The following is a 24,321-nucleotide window of genomic DNA, read 5'->3' on the forward strand; positions in this document are numbered from 1 at the left end:
TGGAGACAAAACCATGAAGAACGAACGTATGGCCTTCTCACGCTATCGCTGGGTGGCCGCTGCCGCTCTGGCGATGTCCATGCCGGCGATGGCTGACGCCCTGATCGGTGTCTCATTGCCGCAGACCGGCCCAAAGGCACTGGTGGGCCGCAATTTCAAGCAGGGTGTTGAACTGGCGATCAGCGAAATCAACGCCACCGGCGGCGTCCTTGGCAAACCGCTGGAGGTGGTGTTCGAAGACGATCAGGGCGACAACCCGAACGGCGCGATCAACGCGGTCAACAAGATCATGCAGGTGAGCAAGGTGCCGGTGATGATCGGGCCTCACTACTCGGTGACGCAGATGGCCACGCAAAAGACCTACTGCAACGGCAAGGTGGTCTCTGTCACCGGCGGCACGTCGGTCGCCATCACACAGAGCGGCTGCAACTATGTGATCCGGACGCGCTCGGACGACGACGTCCAGGCCAAGGCTCTCATCGCCTACGCACAGAAGGAGCTGAAGGCAGGCGAGAAGACCGCTGTTTTCTATGCCAACGATGATTTTGGAAAATCAGGCCAGGCGCGTGTCGTCGCGCAGATGGCAGCCCTCGGCCTCAAGCCGGTGGCCGTGGAAAGCCACAACCCGAGCGACAAGGACTATTCCGCACAGTTGGCCAAGTTGCAGAAGTCGGGCGCCGAGCTCGTGATCCTGTGGGCCCATGACACCGACGCGGCGCTGATCCTGCGGCAGGCCAAACAGTTCGGGCTGCCTTTCAAATTCGCTGGCGCCGTGCTGTCCGAAGAAGCCTTCCTCAAGCTCGCCGGCACCGCCGCCGAGGGTTCGATGAGCGCGTCCTACTTCGTGCCGACCGATCCGAATCCAGCGGTCCAGGCCTTCGTGAAGAAGTACGAAGCGAAATTCAAGATGGCGCCCGATGTCTGGTCGGCCACCTATTACGACGCGACCATCCTTGCAGCGCGTGCGATCAACGAGGCCAAGTCGACCGACGTCGGAAAGATTCGTGCTGCCTTCTCGACGGTTAGCTACAACGGACTCCTTGCCGACTACAAGTGCGACAAGGCCGGGGACTGCAACAAGCAGGTCAATATCGTCGAGATCAAGGGCGGTCAGCCGATCGTGCGCTCGGCCGTCAGGTTCTGACGGTGGACGCGGAGATCATCACCATGCAAGCGGACCTTCCCAGCTCGGTGGTCACCGAGTGCCCTGAACTCGAGCTCTCGCACGTCGACGTGTTCTACGGGAAGGTGCAAATCCTGTTCGACCTGTCGATCCGCGCCTATTCGGGTCAGATCGTGGCGGTGATCGGTGCCAATGGCGCCGGCAAGTCCACCACGCTGAATCTCATCGTGGGTCGCCTCAAACCAGGGGCTGGCCGCGTCACTTACCGCGGCGAGAGCATCGTCGACCATTCGGTTGAGCAGATCGTCGCGGGGGGTATTGCCTGCGTGCCGCAACGTCGCCGCATTTTTTCGACGCTCAGCGTCAAGGAGAACCTCGAAGTCGGCGCCTATGTCCGGCGCCATGACAAGGGCGCGGTCAGCGCGACACTCGACGAGGTGTACGAGCTGTTCCCCGTGCTCAAGCGCAAGGCCACCGAGATGGGCGGCGTGCTGTCGGGCGGCGAGCAGCAGATGCTCGCGATCGCACGGGGCCTCATGGCCGGCCCGCGCATCCTGCTGCTCGATGAGCCGTCGATGGGTCTGTCTCCCAAGCTGACGACGGCGATGTTCATCGACATCCGGCGCATCGCCCGCGCCGGGCGTACCGTGGTCATCGTCGAGCAGAACGCATTCGCCGCACTCAGCGTGGCCGACTACGGCTACGTGCTCGAGGGCGGACGGATTGCTCTCGAAGGCACGGCGGCGCAGTTGCTGCACGACGATCACGTCCGCGACGCCTACCTCGGCGCCTGACGCCCCGAAAGAGAGCACGATGGCATTTCATCAGACCCTCGAGCAAACCGCCGTGGCGGTCGATGCACTCCTGCCGGCCCTTCGCGATTTGCTCGGCGACCGTGCTGTCACGTCGGTCGCTGTGCGGGCGCACCATAGCCACGGTGAGGGGCTTCCCGATCCCGGGCAGCCGGACGTGGTGCTGTTCCCATTGACCAATGAAGAGGTCGCAGCGGCGGTGCGCCTTTGTCATGGCGCCGCTGTTCCGATCATTGCGTTCGGCAGCGGAACGTCGATGGAAGGCCACGTTGCCGCGATCCATGGTGGCGTCTGCATTGATCTCTCGCGCATGGATCAGGTGCTGGAAGTGTCGACCGATGCGATGGACTGTCGCGTGCAGGCCGGTGTGACGCGCGAACAACTCAACGAACACTTGCGTGCCAGCGGTCTCTTCTTCGCCGTCGACCCCGGTGCCAATGCCTCCCTGGGTGGAATGGCCTCGACGCGAGCTTCCGGCACGGCGGCCGTGCGCTACGGCACGATGCGCGAAACGGTCATGGGTCTCACGGTCATAACGCCGGATGGCCGCATCGTGCGAACGGGCACACGCGCTCGCAAATCCGCTTCGGGATTCGACCTCACGCGACTGTATGTCGGCAGCGAGGGGCTACTTGGCATCATCACCGAGGTGCAGCTGCGCCTGTACGGCCTGCCGGAGCAGGTCGTCGCCGCGGTGTGCCAGTTCGACAGCTTGCGTGCCGCCATGGACACCGTGATCTCGACACTCCAGCTGGGCGTGCCAGTCGCGCGCATCGAACTGTTGAACGACGTGCAGATGGACGCCTGCATTCGCTATTCCAAGCTGGACGAGTTCGAGGCGCGGCCGACCCTGTTCGTCGAGTTCCACGGCAGCGAATCTGCGGTGGCAGAGCAGGTGGAAATGGTGCAGGCGCTCGCCAACGACCACGGTGGGAGCGGTTTTCGCTACGCCTATCGTCCCGAAGAACGTTCGCGCCTCTGGAAGGCACGGCACTCGTGCTATCACGCCAACCTGGCGATGCACCCCGGATGGTGTTCTATGGGAACGGATGCCTGCGTGCCGATCTCTGCGCTGGTCGATTGCATCGCCGAAACCGAAGCCGACATTCGCGAAAGCGGCTTGTATGCCCCGATCGTCGGCCATGTTGGCGATGGCAACTTCCATCTTGGAATCATCTATGACGACAAGGACCCGACCGCGCGTGCAAAGGCCGAGTCATTGGCCGAGCGCGTCGCGCTGCGTGCCATCCGGATGGGTGGCACTTGCACCGGCGAACATGGGGTAGGTCTGCATCGGATCGACCAGATCGAAGTGGAACACGGCGAGGCCATTGCATTGATGCGCGACGTGAAGCGCGCACTCGACCCGCTCGGCATCATGAACCCCGGAAAGATGCTTCGTATGTAGTGCGGGGCATTCGTTTTTCAAGCGCAAACCCTGTCAATGCGGTGCTTCAGGGTTCATAAAGTCGACCAGTTGCCGCCACGCCCCGAACGGTCCTGCGATCGGGCACATCAAGCCGAGCGGCTCGAGCATGTAAAGCGGCCGTAGCTTCAACTCGCGCAGCGAACCGGCATCGAGGAGGGGCCGCACGAAGTTAAGCGGCAGGAACGACAGTAGGTTCTCTCGCTGCGAGAGCCACCACAACATGGCGGTCGAGCGAGTGACGACCGGATAGGTGCGGATCGGGCGAGGCAGGTTCGCGGTCAGTTCGTCGAATCGCTCACGGGCGGCCGAACCCGTGGGGGCGAGCAGCCAGGTCTCGTTGGCGAGTTGCGGCCAGCCCAGGGAACGCTTGCGCGCCAGCGGATGATCGGCCCGCGCCAAGACCGCGAAACGATCTTCGCGCACCGGCATGAAGTGCCAGCCTTCCGGGATCGCGGGAGGCCGTCGGCATGCCACGAGATCCGCCTCGCCACGCGCGATGGCCAGCAGCTGATCGTCCCCTTCGGCTTCCGAGAGCTGGACGGTGACATCCGGATGCCGTTGTGCGAAGCGAGGCAGCACGTCGAGCAGGAGCCCGTTCATCGCGCCGACCGAGGCGACGAGGCGGATGGCGCCACCGATGCGCTGCCGTCGCGCGGCGACGACCTCGGCGCCGTCGGCGACGCCGATCAACATGCGACGCGCAACGGGCAAGAGGTCTTCGCACGCCGGCGTGGGCCGCACGCCGCGCGCATGCCGCTCGAAGAGCTGAACTTCCAGCAGCCGCTCCAGGTACGCGAGGCCCTGGGTCACCGACGACTGCGTCATGCCGATCGAGTCCGCCGCTCGCTGGAGGCTGCCCAGCTCTGCCACTTTCAAGAGGATCTGCACATGCCGAAACTTGCCGCGCGCGAGCAGGCGGTTCAAGAGGACGGATGCGTCATGGCTCAAGGTATCGGCAAGTCTAATGGGAGGGCGACGTTTTTAATTGGTCGCCGATGGCTTGCCCACGGATGATGACGACTTCACAAATAGCGGGCAGCAAGCCACGCGACAGGAGACAAAAAATGAAAAAACCATGGCTGCTGCTCGCGGTTGTCTGTTGCCTGCTCGGCGCCTTTCCGGCCCATGCGCAGGACGAGGTCTGGCCGTCGAAGCCGATCCGGGTGATCGTGCCGACCCCGCCCGGCGGCGCCTACGACCGCACCATGCGACCGCTCGCACAGGAGCTGGCGTCGTTGCTCAAGCAACCGGTGGTGATCGACAACAAGCCCGGCGCCGGCAACATCATCGGCGCCCAGGCGGGCGCCACGGCCGCGCCCGACGGCTACACGCTCACGATGACGGGCATGGTGAACACGATCGCCCAAGGCCTGTACGACAACGTGCCCTTCAACATCGTCAACGACTTCGCCCACGTCGCCATGATCGGCGGCGGCGCGCAGTGGCTGGTGGTCAACAGCCAGTCCGGCATCGAGTCCTTCGCCGATCTGATCGCCCGCGCCAAACGAGAGCCGGGCGCGATCAACTACGCGAGCTCGGGCGCCGGCAGCACCGGCCATCTCGTGATGGAACTGCTGCAGAAGGCGACCCACACCTCGTTCGTGCACATCCCCTACAAGGGCGGCGCGGCCGCACTGATGGATGTGCTGGGAGGCCAGGTCGCTGTCACCGTGATTCCGTTGAGCGGTTCGATGCCATACATCCAGAGCGGCAAGCTCAAGGTGCTGGCGGTGTCCAGCCCGAAGCGCAGCCCCGAGCTGCCTCAAGTTCCGACCTTCGAGGAGCTGGGCTACAAGCAGCTGACCGTGATCTCGTGGGTGGGCCTGTCGGCACCGAAGAAGACGCGGCCCGAGGTCGTGCGCAAGGTCAACGAAGCCGTGCGTGAAGCGATGACGAGGCCGGAGGTGCAAAAGAAGCTCGACGCCGAAGGCATCACGCCAATGACGATGACGTCCGACGAATTCACGCGCGTCGTCAAGAGCGATACCGAGCGCTGGGGTGCACTGACGCGCAGCCTGCAACTCAAGGCCAACTGAGACCCGAGCCCATACCCAATGCCTTTTGTCACATCGAACAAGCGCGACATCTACTACGAGCGCCACGGCGCCGGCCCGGCGATCCTGTTCCTGCACGGAGCCGGCTCGAACGCCGCCACCTGGTGGCAGCAATTGCCGGCCTTCACGCCGCAGTACACCTGTCTCACGATGGACATCCGCTGCTTCGGTCGTTCGGTGGCGCCGCCGGAGGAGTTCTCGCTGGAGCTCTTCGTCGGCGATGCCTTGGCGGTGCTGGCGCGCGAAGGCATCGAGCGCGCAACAGTCGTCGGCCAATCGCTCGGCGGGATGATCGGGCTGCGGCTCGCGCTGCGCCATCCGGAGCGCGTCGCCGCGTTCGTCGCGTGCGACACGTCGCTGGCCATCGACCACCCGACGCTGGTCGACAGCATCGAGCGGCGCTTCAAGACAGTTTCCGCGGTGAGCATCGAGCAGCGCTCGCTGGGCGCCTGGTTCTTGAAGGCGCAGCCCGCGCTTGCAGCGCTTTACGCGCAGATCAACCACTTCAACCCGAGCGCGCACAGCATTGCGCCCGAAGTCTGGCGCGAGGCCGTGCTGCGCCTGAACCGGCCCGAGAACCTGCTCGCCGTCGCAGCGCTCGACCAGCTGGCTTGCCCGACGATGTTTCTCGTTGGCGCTGAAGACCCCATTGTTCCGTCGACGGTCATGCGCGAACTCGGCCAGCGCCTGCCAGGGAGCGAGGTCGTCGTCGTCGAGGAGGCCGCGCACTCCGCCTACTTCGAGAAGGCGCCGGAGTTCAACCAAACGGTGCTCGACTTCTTGAGACGGCGCGTCGATCACTCGGTCTGCTGTGCAGCGAATGGCTGCCCTTAACTCTACAGGCGATGCCAAACCGATCACCGACGGCATGAACGTCCATACACTGGCTCTGGCCGGCGCGGTAGCAGCATCGACCGGCGCGAATCCGGCAGCCCGTAGTTGCGATGGCGTAGGGTGAACACGCCAACGACCGCTCATGCGTGGCGATCCGGCACGTGCGCTGGCCGAGGTGGCGCTGATCGTGCGCCGCTGCCGGAGTGGTCATCACCAGCGTGAGGCCCGCCGGCCACGGATGCAGGCGGCCACACGGGCCGGGCCAATCCCTTGCCGTGCAACCGCGCCGGCACTTTTTGTCCTTCGCCGTTGATGTACCGCAGGCCTTTCCGGTGCGTGACTTCTTGTCTTTCTCCCGTTCGATCAACATGCTTGGATGGGACAGGGCTCCAAGGTGGACTGCACGTTCAGCAGCATGGCGACCATGTTCGCCATGCCGCAGAAGGCGACGAGCTCTGCGGTGCCCTGCTCGCCGAATTGATGCATGGCGTCAAGCAGGGCGTCGTCGGAAACATGTTGGGCATCCGCGAGCGACGCATAGAAGCGTCCAGCGATTTCCAGCGCACCGCCATCCGTCGGAATGCCGCCCGAAGCGATGGTGTCGATCATCGACGCGGTGACGCCCGCAGCCAATGCCTTGTCGGCATGCGTCTGCCATTGATGGCGGCACTTTTGCCGATGGGCCGTCATGAGGAAGATGGCTTCCAACACGGATCGAGGCAGCGTGCCGGTCCAGAGTTCGGTAGACAACTGCTCGAACAGATCCGCCACGCGAGGACTGCCGAGGAGCGGCAGATAGGGGGCGGGAACCCGGCCGCGGCGCGCCTTGATCAGGTCGTGGGCCGCCCGCTGCACCGCGGTGCGCAGGGCGTTCCGCGTCCCAGGAAACCGGGTCTGTCGATGCACATCCGTGGGCTTGTCTTCAGGCATTGGGCTTGATGTTGCCGGCCTTGACGACAGCCGCCCATTTGTCGATCTCCTGCCGGATGCGCGCCCTGAACTCCTCGGCGGTACTGCCCACCGGGACGAATCCCAGCTCCATCAGCTTCTGGTGCAGCGGCCCGGCACGGACGGCGCCTGCGGCTGCGGACGACAGCAGGGCCACCGTGCTGGGCGGCAGCTTGGCCGGGCCGATGAGGCCGAAGATCGGTGTCGCGTCGACGCTCGGCATGCCTGCCTCCTGCATGGTCGGGACGTCGGGCAGCTGGGGGGCGCGCCGCGCTCCTGTGACCGCGAGCGCGCGCACCGTTCCCGCCCGGATGTGATCGACCATGGTCGGAACCGTGGTGAATCCGAACTGGATGTGTCCCGCGAGCAGGTCGTTCAACACCGTACCGCCGCCGCGGTACGGCACATGGTTGATGTCGATCGAGGCAGCTTTGCGCAGTTGTTCGCCGGCCAGGTGCGGCGCACTGCCCACACCGGCCGAGCCGTAGTTGAACCCACCGGGTTTCTTCTTCGACAGCGCCACGAATTCGGCGACGGTGGCCGCGGGCACCGCGCTGTGCACGATGAGGACCAACGGCGCGGACGCCATGAGGGAGATCGGCGCGAAGTCCTTCTCCGTGTCGTAAGGCAGGGCAGCGCCCAGCAGCCCGGGGTTGATCACGAAGGCCGTGTCGACGAAGCCGAGCGTCTGGCCGTCCGGCGGCGCGGTGGCGATGGCGCGCGTACCGATCTGCGTCCCGGCGCCGCCGCGGTTGTCGACGATCACCGGTGCCTTGGTCGCGGGCTCCAGCGCCTGGGCCATCAGTCGGCCGAGCGTGTCGGTCGCTGCACCGGGCGGGTAGGGCACGATGAGTCGGACGGCCGGCTTGGTGTCCGCGATCGCGCGCGGCACTGCGCCGAGCGAAGCCATCAGCGGGAATGCGGCGCCGCCGAGGATCAGCGTGCGCCTGTTGGTTTTCGGCATGGTGGTCTCCTGAAATTTGTTAGCCGATGTGGCGGACGAAGCCGCTGTCGAGCAGCGCGGGGTCCGGATCGGCGCCCAGGCCCGGCGCATCCGTCAATTCAAAGGCGCCGTCGATGCAGGGGATGGTTTCGCCGTAGGGGGTGAATCCGAGATCGCAGAACAGGCGCTCGACATGGACCTCGTCCTCCTGCGCCGCCAGCATGTGCAGCGTCGCCAGCAGTCCGGGTCCGAAGAACGCGGACTGCGGTGCGCAATGCACGTCGGTGCCGGCGCACTCGCGCGACAGCCGCAGCAGCGTGGTGACGCCGCCCGACTTGATCGCGCTGGGCTGCAGGAAATCGGCGCCGCCCGCCCGGGCGATGAAGCTCAGCTCATGCACACTGCTGGCGTTTTCCCCCACCGCCGTCGCCACGCCGGTCTGCGCGCGCAGGGCCTGCAGCGCGTCGATGTCTTCGGGAGGCCAGATCGGTTCCTCGATCCACCGCAAGTCGAATGCGGCCATGGCGTCCACGGCCTCGGTCGCCTGGTCGGCCGTCCATGCGCAGTTCGTGTCGACCATCAGCGGCACGTCGGGCCCCATCGCCCCGCGCGCGGCAGCGACTGCATCCAGTGTCTTCTCGTGGAGCTTCACCTGGTCGAAGCCTGCCGCGAGGGCGCGATCCACGTTCTTCTGCACCAGCGCCTTGTCGCCGTAGTACTGGAGCAGCGACGCGTAGGCCGGAATACGGGTGCGCCGCGCTCCGCCAAGCAAGGCATGCAATGGGAGTCCAGCCATCTTGGCCTTCAGGTCCCACAAGGCGATGTCGACGCCGCTCAGGGCATGCAGGATGGGGCCCGAGCGGCCCATGTTGTGCAACGTGCGTTCCAGCGATGCCATGAGCGTGGCGTCCATCGCGTCGCGACCGATGGCGAGCGGGGCGATGCGGCCGCGGAAGACGGCTGACAGCGCATCGAGTTCGGCGCCGTACGACTCGCCCCAGCCGACCAGGCCGTTGTCGAGTTCCACGCGGACGAGCCCGCTGTCCAGCGTGGTGCGGGGGCGCCCGGCAAACAGCGGTGCAGGCGCGCCGTGGTCGAAGGGCAGTCGAAGCTGGAGGCATTCGACGGAGCGGATGGTGGAGGACATCGGATCGTCTCGGGAATTTAATTTGGTAGCGCTACCAAGATCGATCGTACGACGACATCGCCGCCACCGTACGCGGGTTTCTATCTAGGCGCTTTCGCGTGGGACGATGGAAAAACCGACATCGACCCGGGCGTGGTCGACGTCGAGGCCTTGGCTGCGGCGCACGATGAACTGCGCCGCGAGCTGGCCGATGCGTGTGCTGTCGATGCGGACGGTCGTGAGCGATGGCGACACGTCCGCGGCGAAGTCGAGATCCCCGAAGCCGATCACGGCGATGTCCTGCGGCACGCGCAGACCGCGGGCCCCTGCCTCGGTCACGACGCCCAGCGCGAGCACATCGGAACTGCAGAAGACCGCGTCGGTCCGGGGTTCGCGCTGCAGCATCTCGCGCAGGGCATCTCGCCCGCTGCGTACCGTCGCTGGCGCGACCACGGTCTCGACCACGACGGTGCTCGCGGGGACGCCCTCGGGGCGGTTCAGCGCGGCATCGGCGAAGGCGCGCGCGCGGCGGGCGGCGCGCTCATGGTTGCCGCCGACGAAGCCCAAATGGCGATGGCCGCGCTCGATCAGAAAAGACGCCACGGTCGCGGCAATGGCTTCGTGCGAAAAGCCGACCAGCATGTCGATCGGGTCGGCCACCATGTCCCATGTCTCCACCACGGGGATGCCGGACGCTGCCAGGCGCCGTCGACCCGCGGGGGAGGGCACCACGCCGCCGAGCACGATGCCGTCCGGGCGGCGCCCGATGATGGCCTCGAGCAGCGCATCTTCTTCCTGTGTGCCATAGCCGCTCTGACCGAGCATCAACTGGTGATCGTGTGCCGCCAGTTCGGCGATGAGCGACTGGACCATGCCCTGGAACACCGGTCCCGCGATCGAGGGAACGACCGCGGCGACCAGGCGACTCCGTCGGGACGCAAGGCTTCCGGCGATCCTGTTGGCCACATAGCCCGTCGCGTCGACCGCTGCGCGGACCTTTGCGAGGATGCTGGGCGACACCTGGTTCGGGGCGTTCAGTGCCCGGGACACGCTCATGGCCGAAACCCCCGCCAATCGTGCAACCTCCAAGAGGGTGGTGCCGCCCGATGCGCGCCCACGCCGCGTGGGCAACGACGCGGACGCAGGTGGCGCGGCGCTGGGCGGTTTCTTCGAAGGGGCCGGCATGCGAGAGAGGCGAGTAGGGGTTCGAAAAGCTTACTCGGTTCCAGAGCCGCACCGGGGCGCACCTGCGCACGCCTGGCAAGTGCCGGGCCGGCCGTTATAGTGCGCTCCCAACCACCATGACAGATCGTCTCCTCCAGCCTCGCCATCCGAGCGTCACCGTGATGGATGTCGCCAAGCTGGCCGGGGTGTCCGCAATGACGGTGTCCCGGGTGTTCAACGCGCCGCACTCGGTCCATGCGAAGACACTGGCCAAGGTGCAGGCTGCGGTCGCGTCGACCGGCTACGTGCCCAACCGGGGCGCCGGCGGGCTGCGCTCGAGCAAGACACGCCTGGTGTCGGCGGTGGTGCCGACCCTCTCTGGCCCCGTCTTCCTGGAGACGGTCGAAGCGCTCAACTCGCGCTTGCAGCAGCAGGGCTATCAGCTCATGGTCGGGCAGAGCGGGTACAACAGTTCCACCGAAGACGAGTTGGTGCGCGACATCATCGGGCGTCGGCCCGACGGGATCGTGCTCACGGGCGTCCTGCCCAGCGCGTTGGGCCGCCAGCGGCTTCTGGCGGCAGGCATTCCCATCGTCGAGACCTGGGACGTGGCGCTCGACCCGATCGACATGCTGGTCGGCTTTTCCCACGAGGCGGTCGGACGCAGCGTGGCTGATTTTCTTCTGCAGAAAGGTCGACAGCGTCTCGCACTGATCGGTGGCGACGACCCCCGCTCGGTCCGTCGCGCCGAGGCGTTCAAGGCGGCGGTCCAGGCGCAGGGCGCTGCGGCCCCGATCACGCACCTGGTGCCTGCGCCTACCAAGCTCAGTGATGGCCGGCGCGCATTGCGCTCGATCCTTCAATCGAATCTTGCGATCGATGGCGTCTTCTGCAGTTCCGACATGCTGGCACTGGGCGTCCTCACCGAGGCGCGCGTTGCCGGCATCGACGTTCCTGCCGACCTGGCCGTCGTCGGCTTCGGTGATCTGAACTTCGCGGCGGACCTCGATCCTGCGTTGACCACCGTGCGCATCGATGGGCGCCGCATCGGTCAGATCGCCGCGGACTGCATCGTCGAGCGGGCCGCTGGGCGGCGTCCGGCCGAGATGGTCGTGGACGTCGGCTTCACGATCGTCCGACGCGCCAGCGCCTGAGGCGCGGCGGGAAACGTCCGCCTCGGGGTCAGTGCGCATGCCCGCGATGGGCCTGTCCGGACGGTGGCTCGTCCTCATGTTCATGGTCGTCGTGCGGCGCCACCCCTTCCCGGGACTTTCTGAGCCACATCCGGGCAAGCACAGGGTCCCGAGGGACGCCTGTGCCGCTTTCGTAGGCCCGCCCCAGCGTGCGCTGCGCCTGGGGGTTGTCGGCGTCCGCTGATCGTTTCAACCAGACCATGGCCGTGGCCATGTCCTTGCGAGCGCCTTGTCCCGACATGTGGCTGGCATACAGCTCGTACTGAGACTTCGCTGCACACCGATCGGATCGGGTGGCGGTTCTTCGGTACCACTTGTACGCTTCGCGGGCATCCTTCGCGACGCCGCCCAGGCCGAGCCTGTGGAAGTCGCCCAGCATGCATTGGGCAATCACCGAGCCGTTGTTCGCGGCACGCCTGAACCAGGGATACGACTTCGCGGGGTCCTTGGGTGTGAGGCTGTTGCCATTGAGGTAGAGGAAACCGATATCGACCTGCGCCGGCAGATGCCCGTGCGTTGCGGCGCGCTCGAGATACTTGAACGATTCGCGCAGGTCCAGCGCCTGACCGGTGCGGCCACCGTAATGGTTGGCTACTTCGTACTCCGCCTTTGCAAATCCCTGTCCGGCGGATGCGGTGTAGAGCGTGAGCGCCCGCGGCCGGTCCATCGGGACACCGTTGCCATCGGCGTACTTTCGCCCCAGCTCGTACTGCGCTTGCGCATCCCCCGCGCTTGCGCGCGACGACAGCGTCTCCACGCGCAGCTCGGCCGAAGAGGCCAGGGCGGCCGTCGCCGGAGGAGACGTCGCGGTCTGCCCGGATGCAGCTGCCGTTGCGCAGAGCAGCAGCGCGGCCGCGAACGAACACGCCAGTCTGGACGAGGGCGGTTTCATGGTCATGGCTGATCGAGCGCCCGCGACGCTTGTGCAGGAGCACACGGCATCACGGGCTTTCTGCTCCTGGAGCTATTGGAAGGTCTGAGTGACGTTCGTGGGGACCACGATCTCGCTGGCACGGGTCAGTGAGATCGTCTTCGTTTGACCCTTGCCGATGGTGGCCAGCACGGCCTGAGCGTCGGCCAGGGAATTCAGGCGCTGGGTGCGCAGGTACTCCGGCGGGTGAAAGGTCCCCTTCTCCGCGTGGACCGATTCGACGGGGCCACCCTTGTAGACGATGGATGCATTCAGCCCCGGGCTGAACTGGGTGAATCCTTCGGGGATGTAGCCCTTGTAGGCCGTGTCCTGAACGTCGATCGCCACCTGGACGTAGTAGCCGCCCGGGTCGTTCACGTACTGGTCGGTCGAGGTCGTGATGCCGTTGGCCAGCAGCGGAAATCTCGGGTTCTTGTTCTGCGGTCCGACAAAGCCCTGGATGATCTTCCCGTCGTCGAGGAGCCTGGCCGATACCGCCGTCAGGCCGGCTTCGCGACCTGGCTTGAAAGGCCCGGAGGTTTCGATGCTCTTGTACGTGGCGTTCGCGGCATCGCTCGCGGCATACGAGGCGACCGAGCGTCGCTTCTCGAGCTGGTTGGAGAACTCGCCCGTGAGATTGACGCCACCGATCGCCGGCGAATCGAACACCTTCGACCGCATCGCATCCATCATGGTCAGTTGGGCGCCTGCATTCGCCGGGTCGCGGTTGTAGGCCTTGAGCGCCTGATAGACCTCGACGATCGGGAACTGGTTGGTGTGCTGCGGTGCGACGAAGTCCACGTCCAGCGTGTTCTGCAGGTAGCTGAAGCCATGCTGGAACGAGAGCCGCAGCCAGCCGTTGGCGGCGGTCGGGCTGTTGAGACCGTTGAAGCCATAGCCCCCGTGATAGCCGAAGGTGTAGAACTTTCCGTCGTCCGGGTTCTTCACCTTGAACAGCATGTTGGTGCTTCCCGGCGTGTGCCCCGGCGACCAGATGACCATGATCTGAACGTTCCCGTAGTCGTACCACTTGTCGTACTCGTACGAATGGGACACGCGCTCGCGGATCACGGTTTCGCTGGCGGGGAGGGCACCTGCAATGTTCCATACATTGCCTTGCAGGTCGGCGGTGACACCCACGGCATCTTCCTTCGACGCCCACAGCGCGATCGGCTTGCCGGCGTGGTCCATCATCTTGAGCTGTTCGACGACGGTGCCGTAGTGATCGCTGTGCCCGTGCGTCAGCCAGATGTCGGTGACCGCACGCGGATCGACGCCGACGAGCTCCATGTTCTTCCAGTACTGGTAGCCGCTGTTGGGCCAGCCTGCGTCGACCTTGATCACCTTGTCGTCGGACGGATCGTTGGGCGTGCCCATGTCGGCCTTCAGCAGGTACGACGCCACCTCGTTGTCGCCCACGTAATACATCGTGTTCTTCACCATCTCGAACGGCTCGGTGCTGCGGGAGTAGGGCGCCGTCGTCGGGGTGGTCGCGTTGATCTTGTTGAAAGGCTGGCCGGACACGGGGTCGTTGCCCTTGTCGTCGAGCATCGTGCTGAGCGTCGGCACGTCCCAGACCGGCTTGCCGTCGGTCGTCGATTGCGGCGTGAAGTACCAGATCGCGACGACCTTGGCCGTGTCGGCCTGGAGGTAGTTGCCGTCGAACAGCAGATAGGCGCTCTGGCGCGATGTCGTGGCGTAGTCGTAGTTGGCCGTGACCGGGATCGAGGCGAAGTCGGCGACCGTGCTCTTCGCGTAATCGGCGGTGTTGACGTTGAACACCTTCACGTCCGACGCGACGGCATAGGTTTCCTCGTAGCGCTTGATCGGTTGTGCGTATGGCCGTCCGGCCTGGTCCGCCATCACGGTGTTGCCGTCGCCCACCGTGATGGTGGTGCCTGTCTTGCCGTAGACCCAGCCCGCCGCGACCATGGGACCCGGTGCGTTGTCGTGCCGGCTGACCGCGGCACCGTATTTCTTGAGGTTGAACTGTGCGGCTGTCGAATTCTTCTTGGACAGGATGACGTTGAAGGTCTGCGCAGCGTCTGGCGGCACGGCCACGCCGTTCGCATCGCTGCCGGGTATCCAGTCCACGAGATTGCCGGGCACCAGATTGGCCACGACGGCGGCCGTCTTGGTGGCGGCCACCGTGGTCGACAGGGTTCTGACGCCGCTCTGCGTCAGCACTGCGACGCTCACGGTGTCGTTGCCCGCATTGCCCGGCGTGGTGGTGGGGGGGCCGTAGACGAGGCCAGCCGAGCGGACGAGCGGCTCCGAGGGCACGGGCGGGGTCACGGTGCCGCCACCCCCCGTGTTGGAGCCGCCGTCGGAGTGGCCTCCGCCACAGCCCATGGCAAGCGCGGAAACAACAAGCGCCGCAGGAACATTCAAGCGACCAAGAACTGATTTCATGGGTGATCTCCAGGGGAAAAGGTGCGCGCTGCCTGTCGAGGCGACCATGGCCAGCGCGAGCGATAAGAGACGCTGATCGCCTCAGAGTCGTTGCAGCGACCCATCCGGGTTCCGTCGGTAGCGCTTGAGCATCTCGTCCCACATCTTTCTGGCTTGGCCGGGATGCCAGGCGTGGCCGATGTCCGACGTGATCTGCCAGCGGTACTCCGCGCGTCCGCTGTTCCAGATCTCGGTCGTGCGCCGACCGTCGATCGCGATGCTCGGCGACGAGAAGTTCTGGTTCACTGTCTCGCGCCAGAACGTTCTGGCGGCCGTCTCGCCGGCCGTGCCACCCGGGAATTCGCTGGGGAGTTCCTGTTCGCCCCGGCATTGCCACACAGGCAATGCGATGTCGGAGCGCACGATCGGGTTGGCGTAGCTCGCCGCCGACAGGTGCCCGGAGTAGCAGGGTGCGATCGCGGCGAAGAGTTGGGGATATTGAACCGCGATGCGGTTCGTCAGCGCGGTGCCCTGCGACGAGCCGTTCAGGAAGACGCGGCCTTCGTCGATCTGGTACGTCCGCTTCATCTCATCCAGCAGGTCGAGGAAGAACTGGACGTCGGTGTTGTTCGCGTCGATGGAGGTCGTCCAGGTCGCCTGCAGGCCGTGGGGGTACACGACGATGAAGCCCTCGTCGCGCGCGACGTCGTGCCATTCGGATATCTGTGCCTGGAAACGGGCAGAGCCGTTGCGGCCATGGAAGGAGAAGAGAAGGGGCAGCTTCTTGCCTTCTGCGACCAGTTGCTGGTACTGCGGCGGAACATAGGTCAACCATCGCCGTGGCTCGCCCGGACGCAACGCTTTGTTGGTCTCCGCGAGTCCCATGTCCGCGATGCTCTTCTCCGCATGCAAGGTCCCGTTGTAGGACTTGTTGTCCGGAAAGCGCACGACCTTCCCGAACATTTCATCCCACACCAGCCTCGATAGCTCGGTCGACTCGGCGGGGCGATCGAGTCGTGAGACTTTCACCTGCTGGACGGGGTTCTCTTTCACGAAATCGGTCACCGTCGGCAGGGTTCCCGCGGCCGCTTGGGCCTGCGCATTCGTGCCATTCGCCTGCCGCCAGAAGTCCGTCTGCTTCGTGAAGGCGTCCGGCCCGCACTGGAATTGCCAGACGGCCATGGCCGTCTTGGGAAGGCTTTCCGCCGGGAGATTCAGGGTGGCAGGTTCGGCGGCTGCACCGAACGCGGCGACGCCGGTGGCCATGACGCCGAGTTCTCGCATGGCAAGTTCCTGCGCCATGGACCCGCCAGCGCCGGCGCCCGTCAGGAACGTGGACATCGTCGATGGAAGGCCGTAGCGGGTGCGAACCGCCGCTGCGGCGGCCACGACGAACGCATGATCGTCGGACCGCGCCGCGTCCCTGCCGGTATTCCAGCCACCGGACTTGGCCACCGGAAAGATGGCGACGAAGCCTTTCTCCTGCGCAAGCGTTGGCCAGCCGGTCAGTCGTGCATTGTCCTCGGCCGACTGGCCCGCGCGGTGCAACGAGATGACGACTTCCACACCGCGAGCATCCCTCTCGCGAAGGGCGGCCACGTCGCTCGGCGCGTACTCGTAGTACTGGCGGTCCTCGCCATTGACCTTGATGGTCTGAAGCACCAGCGGAACGGCCGCCGCCGAGGGCGCGGCAGCCGCATTGGGTAGCGCCGCGCACTCGGCGGTTACCGTCGCAGGCGCTTCGGTCGCCGGCGGGGGAGGTGGGGCGGCATCGCTCGAGCCACCACCTCCACAGCCGGCAAGCACGGCCGATGCGACGGCCAGCATCGTCAATGTCTTCATGGACGTCTCCTTTTGGTTATCGTTAACAAATTGGGATTGTTAGCGCAACCAGGATCACGATTTCTGAGGGCAAACCCGGCAAGATATGGAATTCCCAGGGAGAACGTGGGAGCTGCGTGAAGTGCGAGTCCATTCCCGGGGTTCTGGGGTAAACCCGAAATCGCATTTGAGTGTTAACGATAACAATCGAGGCTTTGCACCCGTCCCGCGTCCACGACATCAGATCGCGCAGGCCTTCGTTCAACTAGTCGCTGACATCTCATGAACCCGCAAGAACTCAAATCCATCATGGGCTCCGGCCTGCTGTCGTTCCCGCTGACCGACTTCGACGCGAACGGCGACTTCAACAAGGCGAGCTACGAGAAGCGCCTCGAATGGCTGGCGCCCTACGGCGCGAGCGCCCTGTTCGCTGCGGGCGGCACCGGCGAATTCTTCTCGCTGACCGGCGCGGAATACCCCGGCATCATCAAGACCGCGGTCGACACCTGCCGCGGCGTGGTGCCGATCATCGCGGGCGCCGGCGGCCCGACCCGCTTCGCCATCGAGTGCGCCCAGGCGGCCGAGAAGGCCGGCGCGCACGGCATCCTGCTGCTGCCGCACTACCTGACCGAAGCCGGCCAGGAAGGCCTGGCGGCGCACGTCGAGGCCGTGTGCAAGAGCGTGGACTTCGGCGTGATCATCTACAACCGCGGCTCGACCCGCTTCAAGCCCGAGACGCTGGCCAAGCTGGCCGAACGCAACCCGAACCTCGTGGGCTTCAAGGACGGCATCGGCGACATCGAGACCATGGTCGCGATCTACCAGCGTATGGGCGAGCGCTTCGCCTACCTGGGCGGCCTGCCCACGGCGGAGGTCTATGCCGCCGCCTACAAGGCGATGGGCACGCCGGTGTACTCGTCGGCCGTCTTCAACTTCATCCCGAAGACCGCGATGCAGTTCTACGAAGCCGTGCGCGACGACGACATGGCCACGCAGCACCGCCTGCTCAAGGACTTCTTCATGCCCTACCTCGAGCTGCGCAACCGCATGCAGGGTTACGCGGTGAGCATCGTGAAGGCCGGCGCCAAGATCGTCGGCCACGACGCGGGCCCGGTGCGCCCGCCGCTGACGGACCTCAAGCCCGACGAGATGGACATCCTCAAGGCATTGATCGACAAGCTCGGTCCCCAGTAACCCTCTTCATCCCAACCAGGAGACACCATGAAAAAAATGCTGATGGCCCTGTCGTGTGCGCTCTCGCTGAGCGCCATGGCCCAGACGACCGCATGGCCCGAGAGGTCGGTGACCATCGTCGTGCCGTTCCCCGCGGGTGGCTCCACCGACATGGTCGCCCGCGCCATCGCGCTACACATGCAGACCAAGCTCGGCCAGCCCTTCGTGGTCGACAACAAGCCGGGCGCGACCGGCACGATCGGTGCAGGCTTCGTGAAGCGGGCGGCACCCGACGGCTACACGCTGCTCGTGTCGTCGCTGGGCGCGTTCGTCGTCACGCCGCATCTGCAGAAGAACGTGCCGTACGACGCCACCAAGGACTTCGACTACATCAGCGTGCCGGTGCAGGCGCCCAACGTGCTGGTGGCCAGCCCGAAGCAGAAGGAGCGCACGGTGGCCGAGGTCATCGCGACGCTGAAGGCGAACCCGGGCAAGGTGAGTTTCGCCAGCTCGGGCAACGGCTCGTCGGACCATCTGTCGGCCGAGGTGTTCTGGCAACAGAGCGGCACCGAAGGGCTGCACATCCCGTACAAGGGCGGCGCGCCGGCCATCAACGACCTGCTGGGCGGCCAGGTCGACTTCTCGTTCCAGAACGTGAATGCGGTGCTGCCGCACATCAAGGCCGGCAAGCTGCATGCCATTGCCGTGACGGGCGACAAGCGTTCCCCCGTGCTGCCCGACGTCCCCACGCTGGCCGAGGCGGGCGTGAAGGGGGCGGAGGTGTATTCGTGGCAGGGCCTGGCAGCGCCCAAGGGCCTGCCGCCGGCCGTGAAGGAGAAGCTGAGTGCAGCGGCGATCGCGGCCATCAACGACCCCGAGGTGAAGAAGCGAATGGTGGAGCAGGGCCTGGAGATCGTGGCCAGCACGCCGGCCGAGTTCACCGCCTTCCAGGCACGGGAATGGGCACGCTGGAAGACCCTGATCGACACCCGGAAGATCACTGCAGATTGACAGCCCAGGGCCGTGCAGCGGCCCCTTCCTCTTCTTCGAAGCCATGACGACATCCTCTCCTTCCTCTTCTTCCTCTTTTTCGCTGTCACCCACTCCCGTCGTCACCGAACTGCGCGTGGTCCCGGTGGCGGGCCACGACGGCATGCTGATGAACCTGAGCGGCGCGCACGGGCCGTTCTTCACGCGCAACCTGCTGATCCTCAAGGACAGCGCCGGCCACACCGGCGTGGGCGAGGTGCCCGGCGGCGAGAAGATCCGCCAGACGCTGGAAGACGCGCGTGGCCTGATCGTCGGTCAGCCCATCGGCCGGCACAACGCGGTGCTCAACGCCATGCGCGCCCAGTTCGCCGACCGCGACAGCGGTGGCCGCGGCACGCAGACCTTCGACCTGCGCATCGCCATCCACGCGGTCACGGCCGCCGAGGCCGCGCTGCTCGACCTGCTGGGCCAGCACCTGAACGTGCCGGTCGCCGCACTGCTCGGCGAAGGCCAGCAGCGCGATGCGGTGCAGATGCTCGGCTACCTGTTCTACGTCGGCGACCGCACCAAGACCGACCTGCCGTACCGCAGCGAGCCCGAGGCGGACAACGACTGGTTCCGCCTGCGTCACGAAGAAGCCATGACGCCCGAGGCCATCGTGCGCCTGGCCGAGGCCAGCCATGCGCGCTACGGCTTCACCGACTTCAAGCTCAAGGGCGGCGTGCTGCGCGGCGAGGAGGAGGTCGAGGCGATCCGTGCGCTGCACGAGCGCTTCCCCGAGGCGCGCGTCACGCTCGACCCCAACGGCGGCTGGCTGCTCAAGGACGCGATCCGCCTCACGCGCGACCTGCACGGCGTGATGGCCTATGCCGAAGACCCGTGCGGTGCCGAAGGCGTGTTCTCCGGCCGCGAGGTGATGGCCGAATTCCGCCGCGCCACCGGCCTGCCGACCGCCACCAACATGGTCGCCACCGACTGGCGCGAGATGGTGCACAGCCTGTCGCTGCAGTCGGTCGACATCCCGCTGGCCGACCCGCACTTCTGGACCATGGCCGGCTCGGTGCGCGTGGCGCAGCTGTGCCAGGCCTGGGGCCTGACCTGGGGCTCGCATTCGAACAACCACTTCGACGTGTCGCTCGCGATGTTCACCCACGTGGCCGCGGCCGCACCGGGCAAGGTCACCGCCATCGACACCCACTGGATCTGGCAGGACGGCCAGCGCCTGACGAAGGAACCGCTGCAGATCGAAGGCGGCTACGTGCAGGTTCCCCAGAAGGGCGGCCTGGGCGTGGAACTGGACATGGACGAGGTCGAGAAGGCGCACCAGCTGTACCTCCAACACGGCCTGGGCGCGCGCGACGACGCGCAGGCCATGCAGTACCTGATCCCGGGCTGGCAGTTCGACAACAAGCGGCCCTGCATGGTGCGCTGAGGTCGCGATTCGGAGAGGCTGCGGGACCGCACTCCCGCCCACACGGCGGATTTCTCCTTGCGGCGAGACATCGCGCCGTCAGAACCTCACGTCCTGTTCGCCCGCACCCGCACCGGGCAGCGGGCCGCCATGGGCGGTGGAGGCTGGCTGGCGCCTCGTGTGCGGTCGACTGGGCAAGCTTCAATCCATGAACGACGCCAACTCCTCGGGCGACCCGGTCGGAAAGGCCTCCTTCAGGAAATCGAGGAAGGTGGAAACGCGGCTGCTCAGAAGCCTGCGAGACGGGTAGAGCGCCCAGAGTGCAATTTCTGGCCCCTCGACATCACCCCAGTGCGCCAGCGTTCCCGCGGCCACATCCCCAGCCACGAGAGACAGAGGCAGGCGCGCAGCACCGACACCCGCACGCACCGCGTCGCGCACCATGAACAACGAGGACAGGCGCAACGCATGTTCCACCTCGATGCGCTTCTTGCCGGATGGGCCGGTGTATTCCCATGAGGCCGTTGCGTCGCCTGGTCCTTTTCCACGTGCCACGGCGGGAACCGTCGCCCGGCCTGCCGGGCGCCTAAGGTGGGGGCTTGCGACCACGACAAGTCGATCCCTCATGAAGATCCGTCCGACCAATCGGGCGTCCGGATCCGGATTGACTCGGATGACCAGGTCGTAGCCCTCTTCGACCATGTCGACCGCCCGGTCCTCGGTGGTGACCTCGAGCCGGATCTCGGGGTACCGCAGGGCGAACTGGGCCGCGAGCTTTCCCATGGCCGCCTGCGAAAAGAGCAATGGGGCGCTCACCCGCAAGCTGCCCCGCGGCGCATCTCCGCCGGAAGCGATCGCTGCCGCCGTCTCCTCGAGTTCGGTGAGCAGGACGGTGGTCCTCTCGTGAAGGGCGCGCCCTTCCTCGGTGAGCTTCAGGGCACGCGCTCCACGCTCGAACAAGCGCAGGTCGAGCCCACGCTCCAGGTCGGCGACGCGACGGGACAGCGTTGCTTTGGGTCGTCCCGATTCGCGGGCGGCCCGCCCGAACCCGCCGTGCCGTGCAACGAGGTTGAAGTCAGCCAAGGCAAGCAGGTCCATGTGTTCCACAAGTGAGACGAAGTGTCTAAATATAGCGGCTAGTGGGTTGATGATGGAACGAAGAAGATTCGGGTTCTTTCCAACCAAATCGGAGTTTTCCATGACCATCCTCGTTACCGGCGCCAGCGGCGCCATCGGCCGTCAAGTCGTCCAACAACTCGTCGATCGGGGAGCCCCTGTTCGTGCACTGGTCCGCGATCCCTCGAAAACCCATTTCCCGTCGGGGATCGAGGTCATCCAAGGCGACCTGCTGGACGTGGCGTCGCTCCGGCGCGCCTTGACCGGGGCGTCCACGCTGTTCCTGCTCAATGGCGTTGTTCCCGACGAGTTCACGCAGGCGTTGGTCGCGCTCAACCTGGCGCGTGACGCAGGGATCGATCGGATCGTCTATCTGTCGGTGATCCACAGCGACAAGTACCTGAACGTTCCCCACTTCGCGGGCAAGTTCGGCGTGGAGCGGATGCTCGAGCAGATGGGCTTCGGCGCCACCATCCTGCGGCCCGCGTACTTCATGCAGAACGACCTCACCGTGAAGGATGTCGTGACCGGCTACGGCGTCTATCCGATGCCGATCGGCAGCAAGGGCCTGGCCATGATCGACACGCGTGACATCGCGGAAATCGCGGCCTTGGAGTTGCTTCGCAGAGAACAGGCACCTGAATCACTCCCCCTGAGCCGGATCAATCTGGTTGGCCCCGAGACGCTCACGGGATCCGACGTCGCCGGCATCTGGTCGAACGTGTTGGGTCGCCCGATCAACTACGGCGGCGACGACAGTGCGGGCTTCGAGAAGAACCTGCTGAACGTCATGCCGAGCTGGATGGCGTACGACATGCGCCTCATGAGCGAACGCTTCCTCACCGAGGGCATGACCCCGGACGCAGGTGACGTGGAGCGCCTGACGACGCTGCTGGGCCGCCCGCTGCGCTCGTACCGCGAATTCGCATCTGAAGTCTCGGCATCGGCCTGAGCCCGCATTTTCAACCGACGCACACGAAGGAGTTCCCGATGATTTACTCGACTGCCACGGTTCCGGTCAATCCGGAAGGCGAGGTGCCACTCACGCGCGCCCAGGCATGGGCCGGCCTGGTTCTCAAGGCGCGCGACGCGAGAGAGTTCTTGCCGCCCGACCTTTGCACGAAGTGCGATGTCGTTGAAGAGGGCGCGACGCACATCGTCCGCGAAGCCACCATCGCTGGCCAGGATCTTCGCGAGATCATCTGTTTCGAACCGGAGCGCAAGGTCACTTTCTTCCAAGCCACCGGGCCGCGGGAAGGCGCCATCATCAACGAGCTGTTCGAAGACGCATCCGGCCAGCTTCAACTCCGCTTCTACGGTTACCTCGGGCTTCGTGGCAAGCCCCCCGGCGGCGCAGAAGAGCGAGCGGAGCAGGCCTTGTTGGACAGCGACGCAGGCTACAGGGGTGCTCTGGCATCTACCCTGAAGCGCACTCGCGCGCTGCTCGCTCAACGACAGCTGTGAACTACGGGGCGACGACCCGATGGGTGATCGGACCGTCGTTACCGCAGAGCCACAGGCAAGCATGCGTCGGGTCGACGTGGATCTGGTCTCTAGTGGCTGGCAGCCGCGTCGCGCCCCTCGCCCCCTCGCTCTTGCGAGATGAATCGCATCGCAGAGGCCTGCGTGGTTCTCTTCCTACGCCCATTTCACACTCCGGCGGACAAGGCGGAGGAGGTGTGCGATCTCGACTGATCGCTCCTGCACCAACCACCCGAGGCTCATCCATGCTCGCCCTTAACTATCGAGGCCCGTACCGGGTGCGCGCCTCTCAAAAGCCTGATCCCGTGATCGAACACCCGAATGACGCCATTGTTCAGGTGCTGCGTTCCTGCATCTGCGGCTCGGATCTGCATCTGTACCACGGCTTGGTACCGGACACGCGCGTCGGTACGACCTTCGGCCACGAGTTCGTCGGTACGGTGGTGGACATCGGCGATTCCGTGCAGAACCTCCAGCGCGGCGACCGCGTGCTGGTCCCCTTCAACGTTTTTTGCGGTAGCTGCTATTTCTGCCAGCGCGAGCTGTACGGCAACTGTCACAACACCAATCCGCAGGCCACGGCCGTCGGTGGCATCTATGGCTACTCCCACACGGCGGGCGGCTTCGACGGCGGTCAAGCCCAGTTCGTGCGTGTGCCCTTCGCCGATGTGGGGCCGACCAAGATTCCGGACGACCTGCTGCTCGAAGATGCGCTGATGCTCACCGACGCATTTCCGACGGGCTACCAAGCGGCGGAGATGGGCGGCATTCGAGAAGGTGACACCGTCGTCGTCTTCGGCGCCGGACCGGTCGGCATCTTTGCCGCCAAGTCTGCATGGCTCCTCGGTGCCGGCCGGGTGATCGTGGTGGATCATCTGGAATACCGGCTGGACTTCGTGCGCAATTTTGCGCAGTGCGAGACGATCGACTTCAAGTCGGTGGACGACATGGCGATCCACATCAAGAAGATGACCGACTGGCTGGGTGCCGACGTCTGCATCGATTGCGTGGGATGCGAAGCAGCAGGCAGCGCGTTGCAGCGGCTGACCGGTGTGAAACTGAAGATGCAGGCAGGCTCCGCGACGGTGCTGCACTGGGCGATCAACTCGGTGCGAAAGGGCGGTACGGTCTCCATCGTCGGCGTCTACGGACCGACCTTCAACGCGGTGCCGATCGGCAACGCGGTCAACAAGGGCCTGACGCTGCGAATGAACCAGGCCAGCGTCAAGCGGCACCTGCCCCGGCTGATGGAGCACATCCGGGCCGGGCACATCGAACCGCACAAGGTCATCACCCATCGCATGCCACTCGAGGAGGTCTCTGACGCCTACCACCTGTTCTCGAGCAAGCTCGATGGTTGCATCAAGCCGGTGCTGATTCCGCCCGGTGTCACTGTCTGAT

21 protein-coding genes are annotated in these 24,321 nt (G+C 65.5%); 12 read left to right on the plus strand and 9 right to left on the minus strand.

Features of this window, described 5'->3' with window-relative positions; genetic code table 11:
• Positions 1 to 13: 13 nt before the first annotated feature.
• From QTH86_RS00875 to QTH86_RS00885, 3 genes are read left to right on the plus strand one after another with little or no spacing between them, the layout of a single operon-like run.
• On the plus strand, positions 14 to 1,144 hold the full coding sequence (locus QTH86_RS00875; protein WP_286646544.1) for an ABC transporter substrate-binding protein: 1,131 nt from the start codon (positions 14 to 16) through the stop codon (positions 1,142 to 1,144).
• Positions 1,145 to 1,146: 2 nt separating this feature from the next.
• Entirely contained in the window at positions 1,147 to 1,917 is a 771-nt protein-coding gene (locus QTH86_RS00880) for an ABC transporter ATP-binding protein (protein WP_286646543.1), read from the plus strand.
• Between the two features lie 19 nt (positions 1,918 to 1,936).
• A complete protein-coding gene (locus tag QTH86_RS00885; RefSeq protein ID WP_286646542.1) occupies positions 1,937 to 3,343 on the plus strand; it encodes an FAD-binding oxidoreductase in 1,407 nt (468 codons plus the stop codon).
• A gap of 33 nt (positions 3,344 to 3,376) precedes the next feature.
• On the opposite strand, the gene QTH86_RS00890 is transcribed toward QTH86_RS00885, so the two are convergent.
• Positions 3,377 to 4,288 carry a LysR family transcriptional regulator gene (locus tag QTH86_RS00890; protein ID WP_286646541.1) on the minus strand — a complete coding sequence of 304 codons (912 nt, stop codon included), beginning with the start codon at positions 4,286 to 4,288 and terminating at the stop codon, positions 3,377 to 3,379.
• A gap of 140 nt (positions 4,289 to 4,428) precedes the next feature.
• Here QTH86_RS00890 and QTH86_RS00895 point away from each other — a divergent pair, with 140 nt between their 5' ends.
• Positions 4,429 to 5,400, plus strand: coding sequence for a Bug family tripartite tricarboxylate transporter substrate binding protein (locus tag QTH86_RS00895; RefSeq protein ID WP_286646540.1), 972 nt, complete (start codon positions 4,429 to 4,431; stop codon positions 5,398 to 5,400).
• 18 nt (positions 5,401 to 5,418) lie between these two features.
• On the plus strand, positions 5,419 to 6,252 hold the full coding sequence (locus QTH86_RS00900) for an alpha/beta fold hydrolase (RefSeq protein ID WP_286646539.1): 834 nt from the start codon (positions 5,419 to 5,421) through the stop codon (positions 6,250 to 6,252).
• A 363-nt stretch (positions 6,253 to 6,615) separates the two neighbouring features.
• Here the strand turns inward: QTH86_RS00900 and QTH86_RS00905 are convergent, their stop codons facing one another.
• The 4 genes from QTH86_RS00905 to QTH86_RS00920 all read right to left on the minus strand — a co-directional run bounded on the left by QTH86_RS00905 (position 6,616) and on the right by QTH86_RS00920 (position 10,454).
• Entirely contained in the window at positions 6,616 to 7,182 is a 567-nt protein-coding gene (locus QTH86_RS00905; RefSeq protein ID WP_286646538.1) for a carboxymuconolactone decarboxylase family protein, read from the minus strand.
• Entirely contained in the window at positions 7,175 to 8,164 is a 990-nt protein-coding gene (locus tag QTH86_RS00910) for a Bug family tripartite tricarboxylate transporter substrate binding protein (RefSeq protein ID WP_286646537.1), read from the minus strand. Before QTH86_RS00910 ends, QTH86_RS00905 begins: the two co-directional genes overlap by 8 nt.
• 19 nt (positions 8,165 to 8,183) lie before the next feature.
• Positions 8,184 to 9,290 carry a mandelate racemase/muconate lactonizing enzyme family protein gene (locus QTH86_RS00915; protein WP_286646536.1) on the minus strand — a complete coding sequence of 369 codons (1,107 nt, stop codon included), beginning with the start codon at positions 9,288 to 9,290 and terminating at the stop codon, positions 8,184 to 8,186.
• An 84-nt stretch (positions 9,291 to 9,374) separates the two neighbouring features.
• Positions 9,375 to 10,454, minus strand: coding sequence for a LacI family DNA-binding transcriptional regulator (locus tag QTH86_RS00920; protein WP_286646535.1), 1,080 nt, complete (start codon positions 10,452 to 10,454; stop codon positions 9,375 to 9,377).
• A 161-nt stretch (positions 10,455 to 10,615) separates the two neighbouring features.
• Here QTH86_RS00920 and QTH86_RS00925 point away from each other — a divergent pair, with 161 nt between their 5' ends.
• Complete coding sequence (locus tag QTH86_RS00925; RefSeq protein WP_286646534.1) at positions 10,616 to 11,587, plus strand: LacI family DNA-binding transcriptional regulator; 972 nt, start codon at positions 10,616 to 10,618, stop codon at positions 11,585 to 11,587.
• Positions 11,588 to 11,615: 28 nt separating this feature from the next.
• On the opposite strand, the gene QTH86_RS00930 is transcribed toward QTH86_RS00925, so the two are convergent.
• The 3 genes from QTH86_RS00930 to QTH86_RS00940 form a co-directional block, all read right to left on the minus strand.
• Positions 11,616 to 12,518: a tetratricopeptide repeat protein gene (locus QTH86_RS00930; RefSeq protein ID WP_286649363.1), complete on the minus strand. Its 903-nt coding sequence runs from the start codon at positions 12,516 to 12,518 to the stop codon at positions 11,616 to 11,618.
• Positions 12,519 to 12,590: 72 nt separating this feature from the next.
• Positions 12,591 to 14,831, minus strand: a complete 2,241-nt coding sequence (locus QTH86_RS00935; RefSeq protein WP_286649411.1) for an MBL fold metallo-hydrolase — start codon at positions 14,829 to 14,831, stop codon at positions 12,591 to 12,593.
• Between the two features lie 198 nt (positions 14,832 to 15,029).
• On the minus strand, positions 15,030 to 16,769 hold the full coding sequence (locus tag QTH86_RS00940) for a PHB depolymerase family esterase (protein WP_286646531.1): 1,740 nt from the start codon (positions 16,767 to 16,769) through the stop codon (positions 15,030 to 15,032).
• Between the two features lie 261 nt (positions 16,770 to 17,030).
• On the opposite strand from QTH86_RS00940, the gene kdgD reads away from it, so the two are divergent.
• From kdgD to gudD, 3 genes are read left to right on the plus strand one after another with little or no spacing between them, the layout of a single operon-like run.
• A complete protein-coding gene (gene kdgD / locus QTH86_RS00945) occupies positions 17,031 to 17,942 on the plus strand; it encodes a 5-dehydro-4-deoxyglucarate dehydratase (RefSeq protein WP_286646530.1) in 912 nt (303 codons plus the stop codon).
• Positions 17,943 to 17,969: 27 nt separating this feature from the next.
• Positions 17,970 to 18,932: a Bug family tripartite tricarboxylate transporter substrate binding protein gene (locus QTH86_RS00950; protein ID WP_286646529.1), complete on the plus strand. Its 963-nt coding sequence runs from the start codon at positions 17,970 to 17,972 to the stop codon at positions 18,930 to 18,932.
• A gap of 43 nt (positions 18,933 to 18,975) precedes the next feature.
• Positions 18,976 to 20,343, plus strand: a complete 1,368-nt coding sequence (gene gudD / locus QTH86_RS00955) for a glucarate dehydratase (RefSeq protein ID WP_286646528.1) — start codon at positions 18,976 to 18,978, stop codon at positions 20,341 to 20,343.
• 180 nt (positions 20,344 to 20,523) lie between these two features.
• Here the strand turns inward: gudD and QTH86_RS00960 are convergent, their stop codons facing one another.
• Positions 20,524 to 21,420 (minus strand): LysR family transcriptional regulator, encoded by an 897-nt coding sequence (locus QTH86_RS00960; RefSeq protein ID WP_286646790.1) that lies wholly within the window; start codon positions 21,418 to 21,420, stop codon positions 20,524 to 20,526.
• Between the two features lie 100 nt (positions 21,421 to 21,520).
• On the opposite strand from QTH86_RS00960, the gene QTH86_RS00965 reads away from it, so the two are divergent.
• The 3 genes from QTH86_RS00965 to QTH86_RS00975 all read left to right on the plus strand — a co-directional run bounded on the left by QTH86_RS00965 (position 21,521) and on the right by QTH86_RS00975 (position 24,320).
• Positions 21,521 to 22,390, plus strand: coding sequence for an SDR family oxidoreductase (locus tag QTH86_RS00965; RefSeq protein WP_286646527.1), 870 nt, complete (start codon positions 21,521 to 21,523; stop codon positions 22,388 to 22,390).
• A 38-nt stretch (positions 22,391 to 22,428) separates the two neighbouring features.
• Entirely contained in the window at positions 22,429 to 22,902 is a 474-nt protein-coding gene (locus QTH86_RS00970) for an AtaL-like protein (RefSeq protein WP_286646526.1), read from the plus strand.
• Between the two features lie 263 nt (positions 22,903 to 23,165).
• Positions 23,166 to 24,320, plus strand: coding sequence for a zinc-dependent alcohol dehydrogenase (locus QTH86_RS00975; RefSeq protein ID WP_286646525.1), 1,155 nt, complete (start codon positions 23,166 to 23,168; stop codon positions 24,318 to 24,320).
• The last annotated feature ends 1 nt before the right edge of the window (position 24,321 follow it).

This window comes from Variovorax sp. J2L1-78 (assembly GCF_030317205.1).
Lineage (GTDB): Bacteria > Pseudomonadota > Gammaproteobacteria > Burkholderiales > Burkholderiaceae_C > Variovorax > Variovorax arabinosiphilus.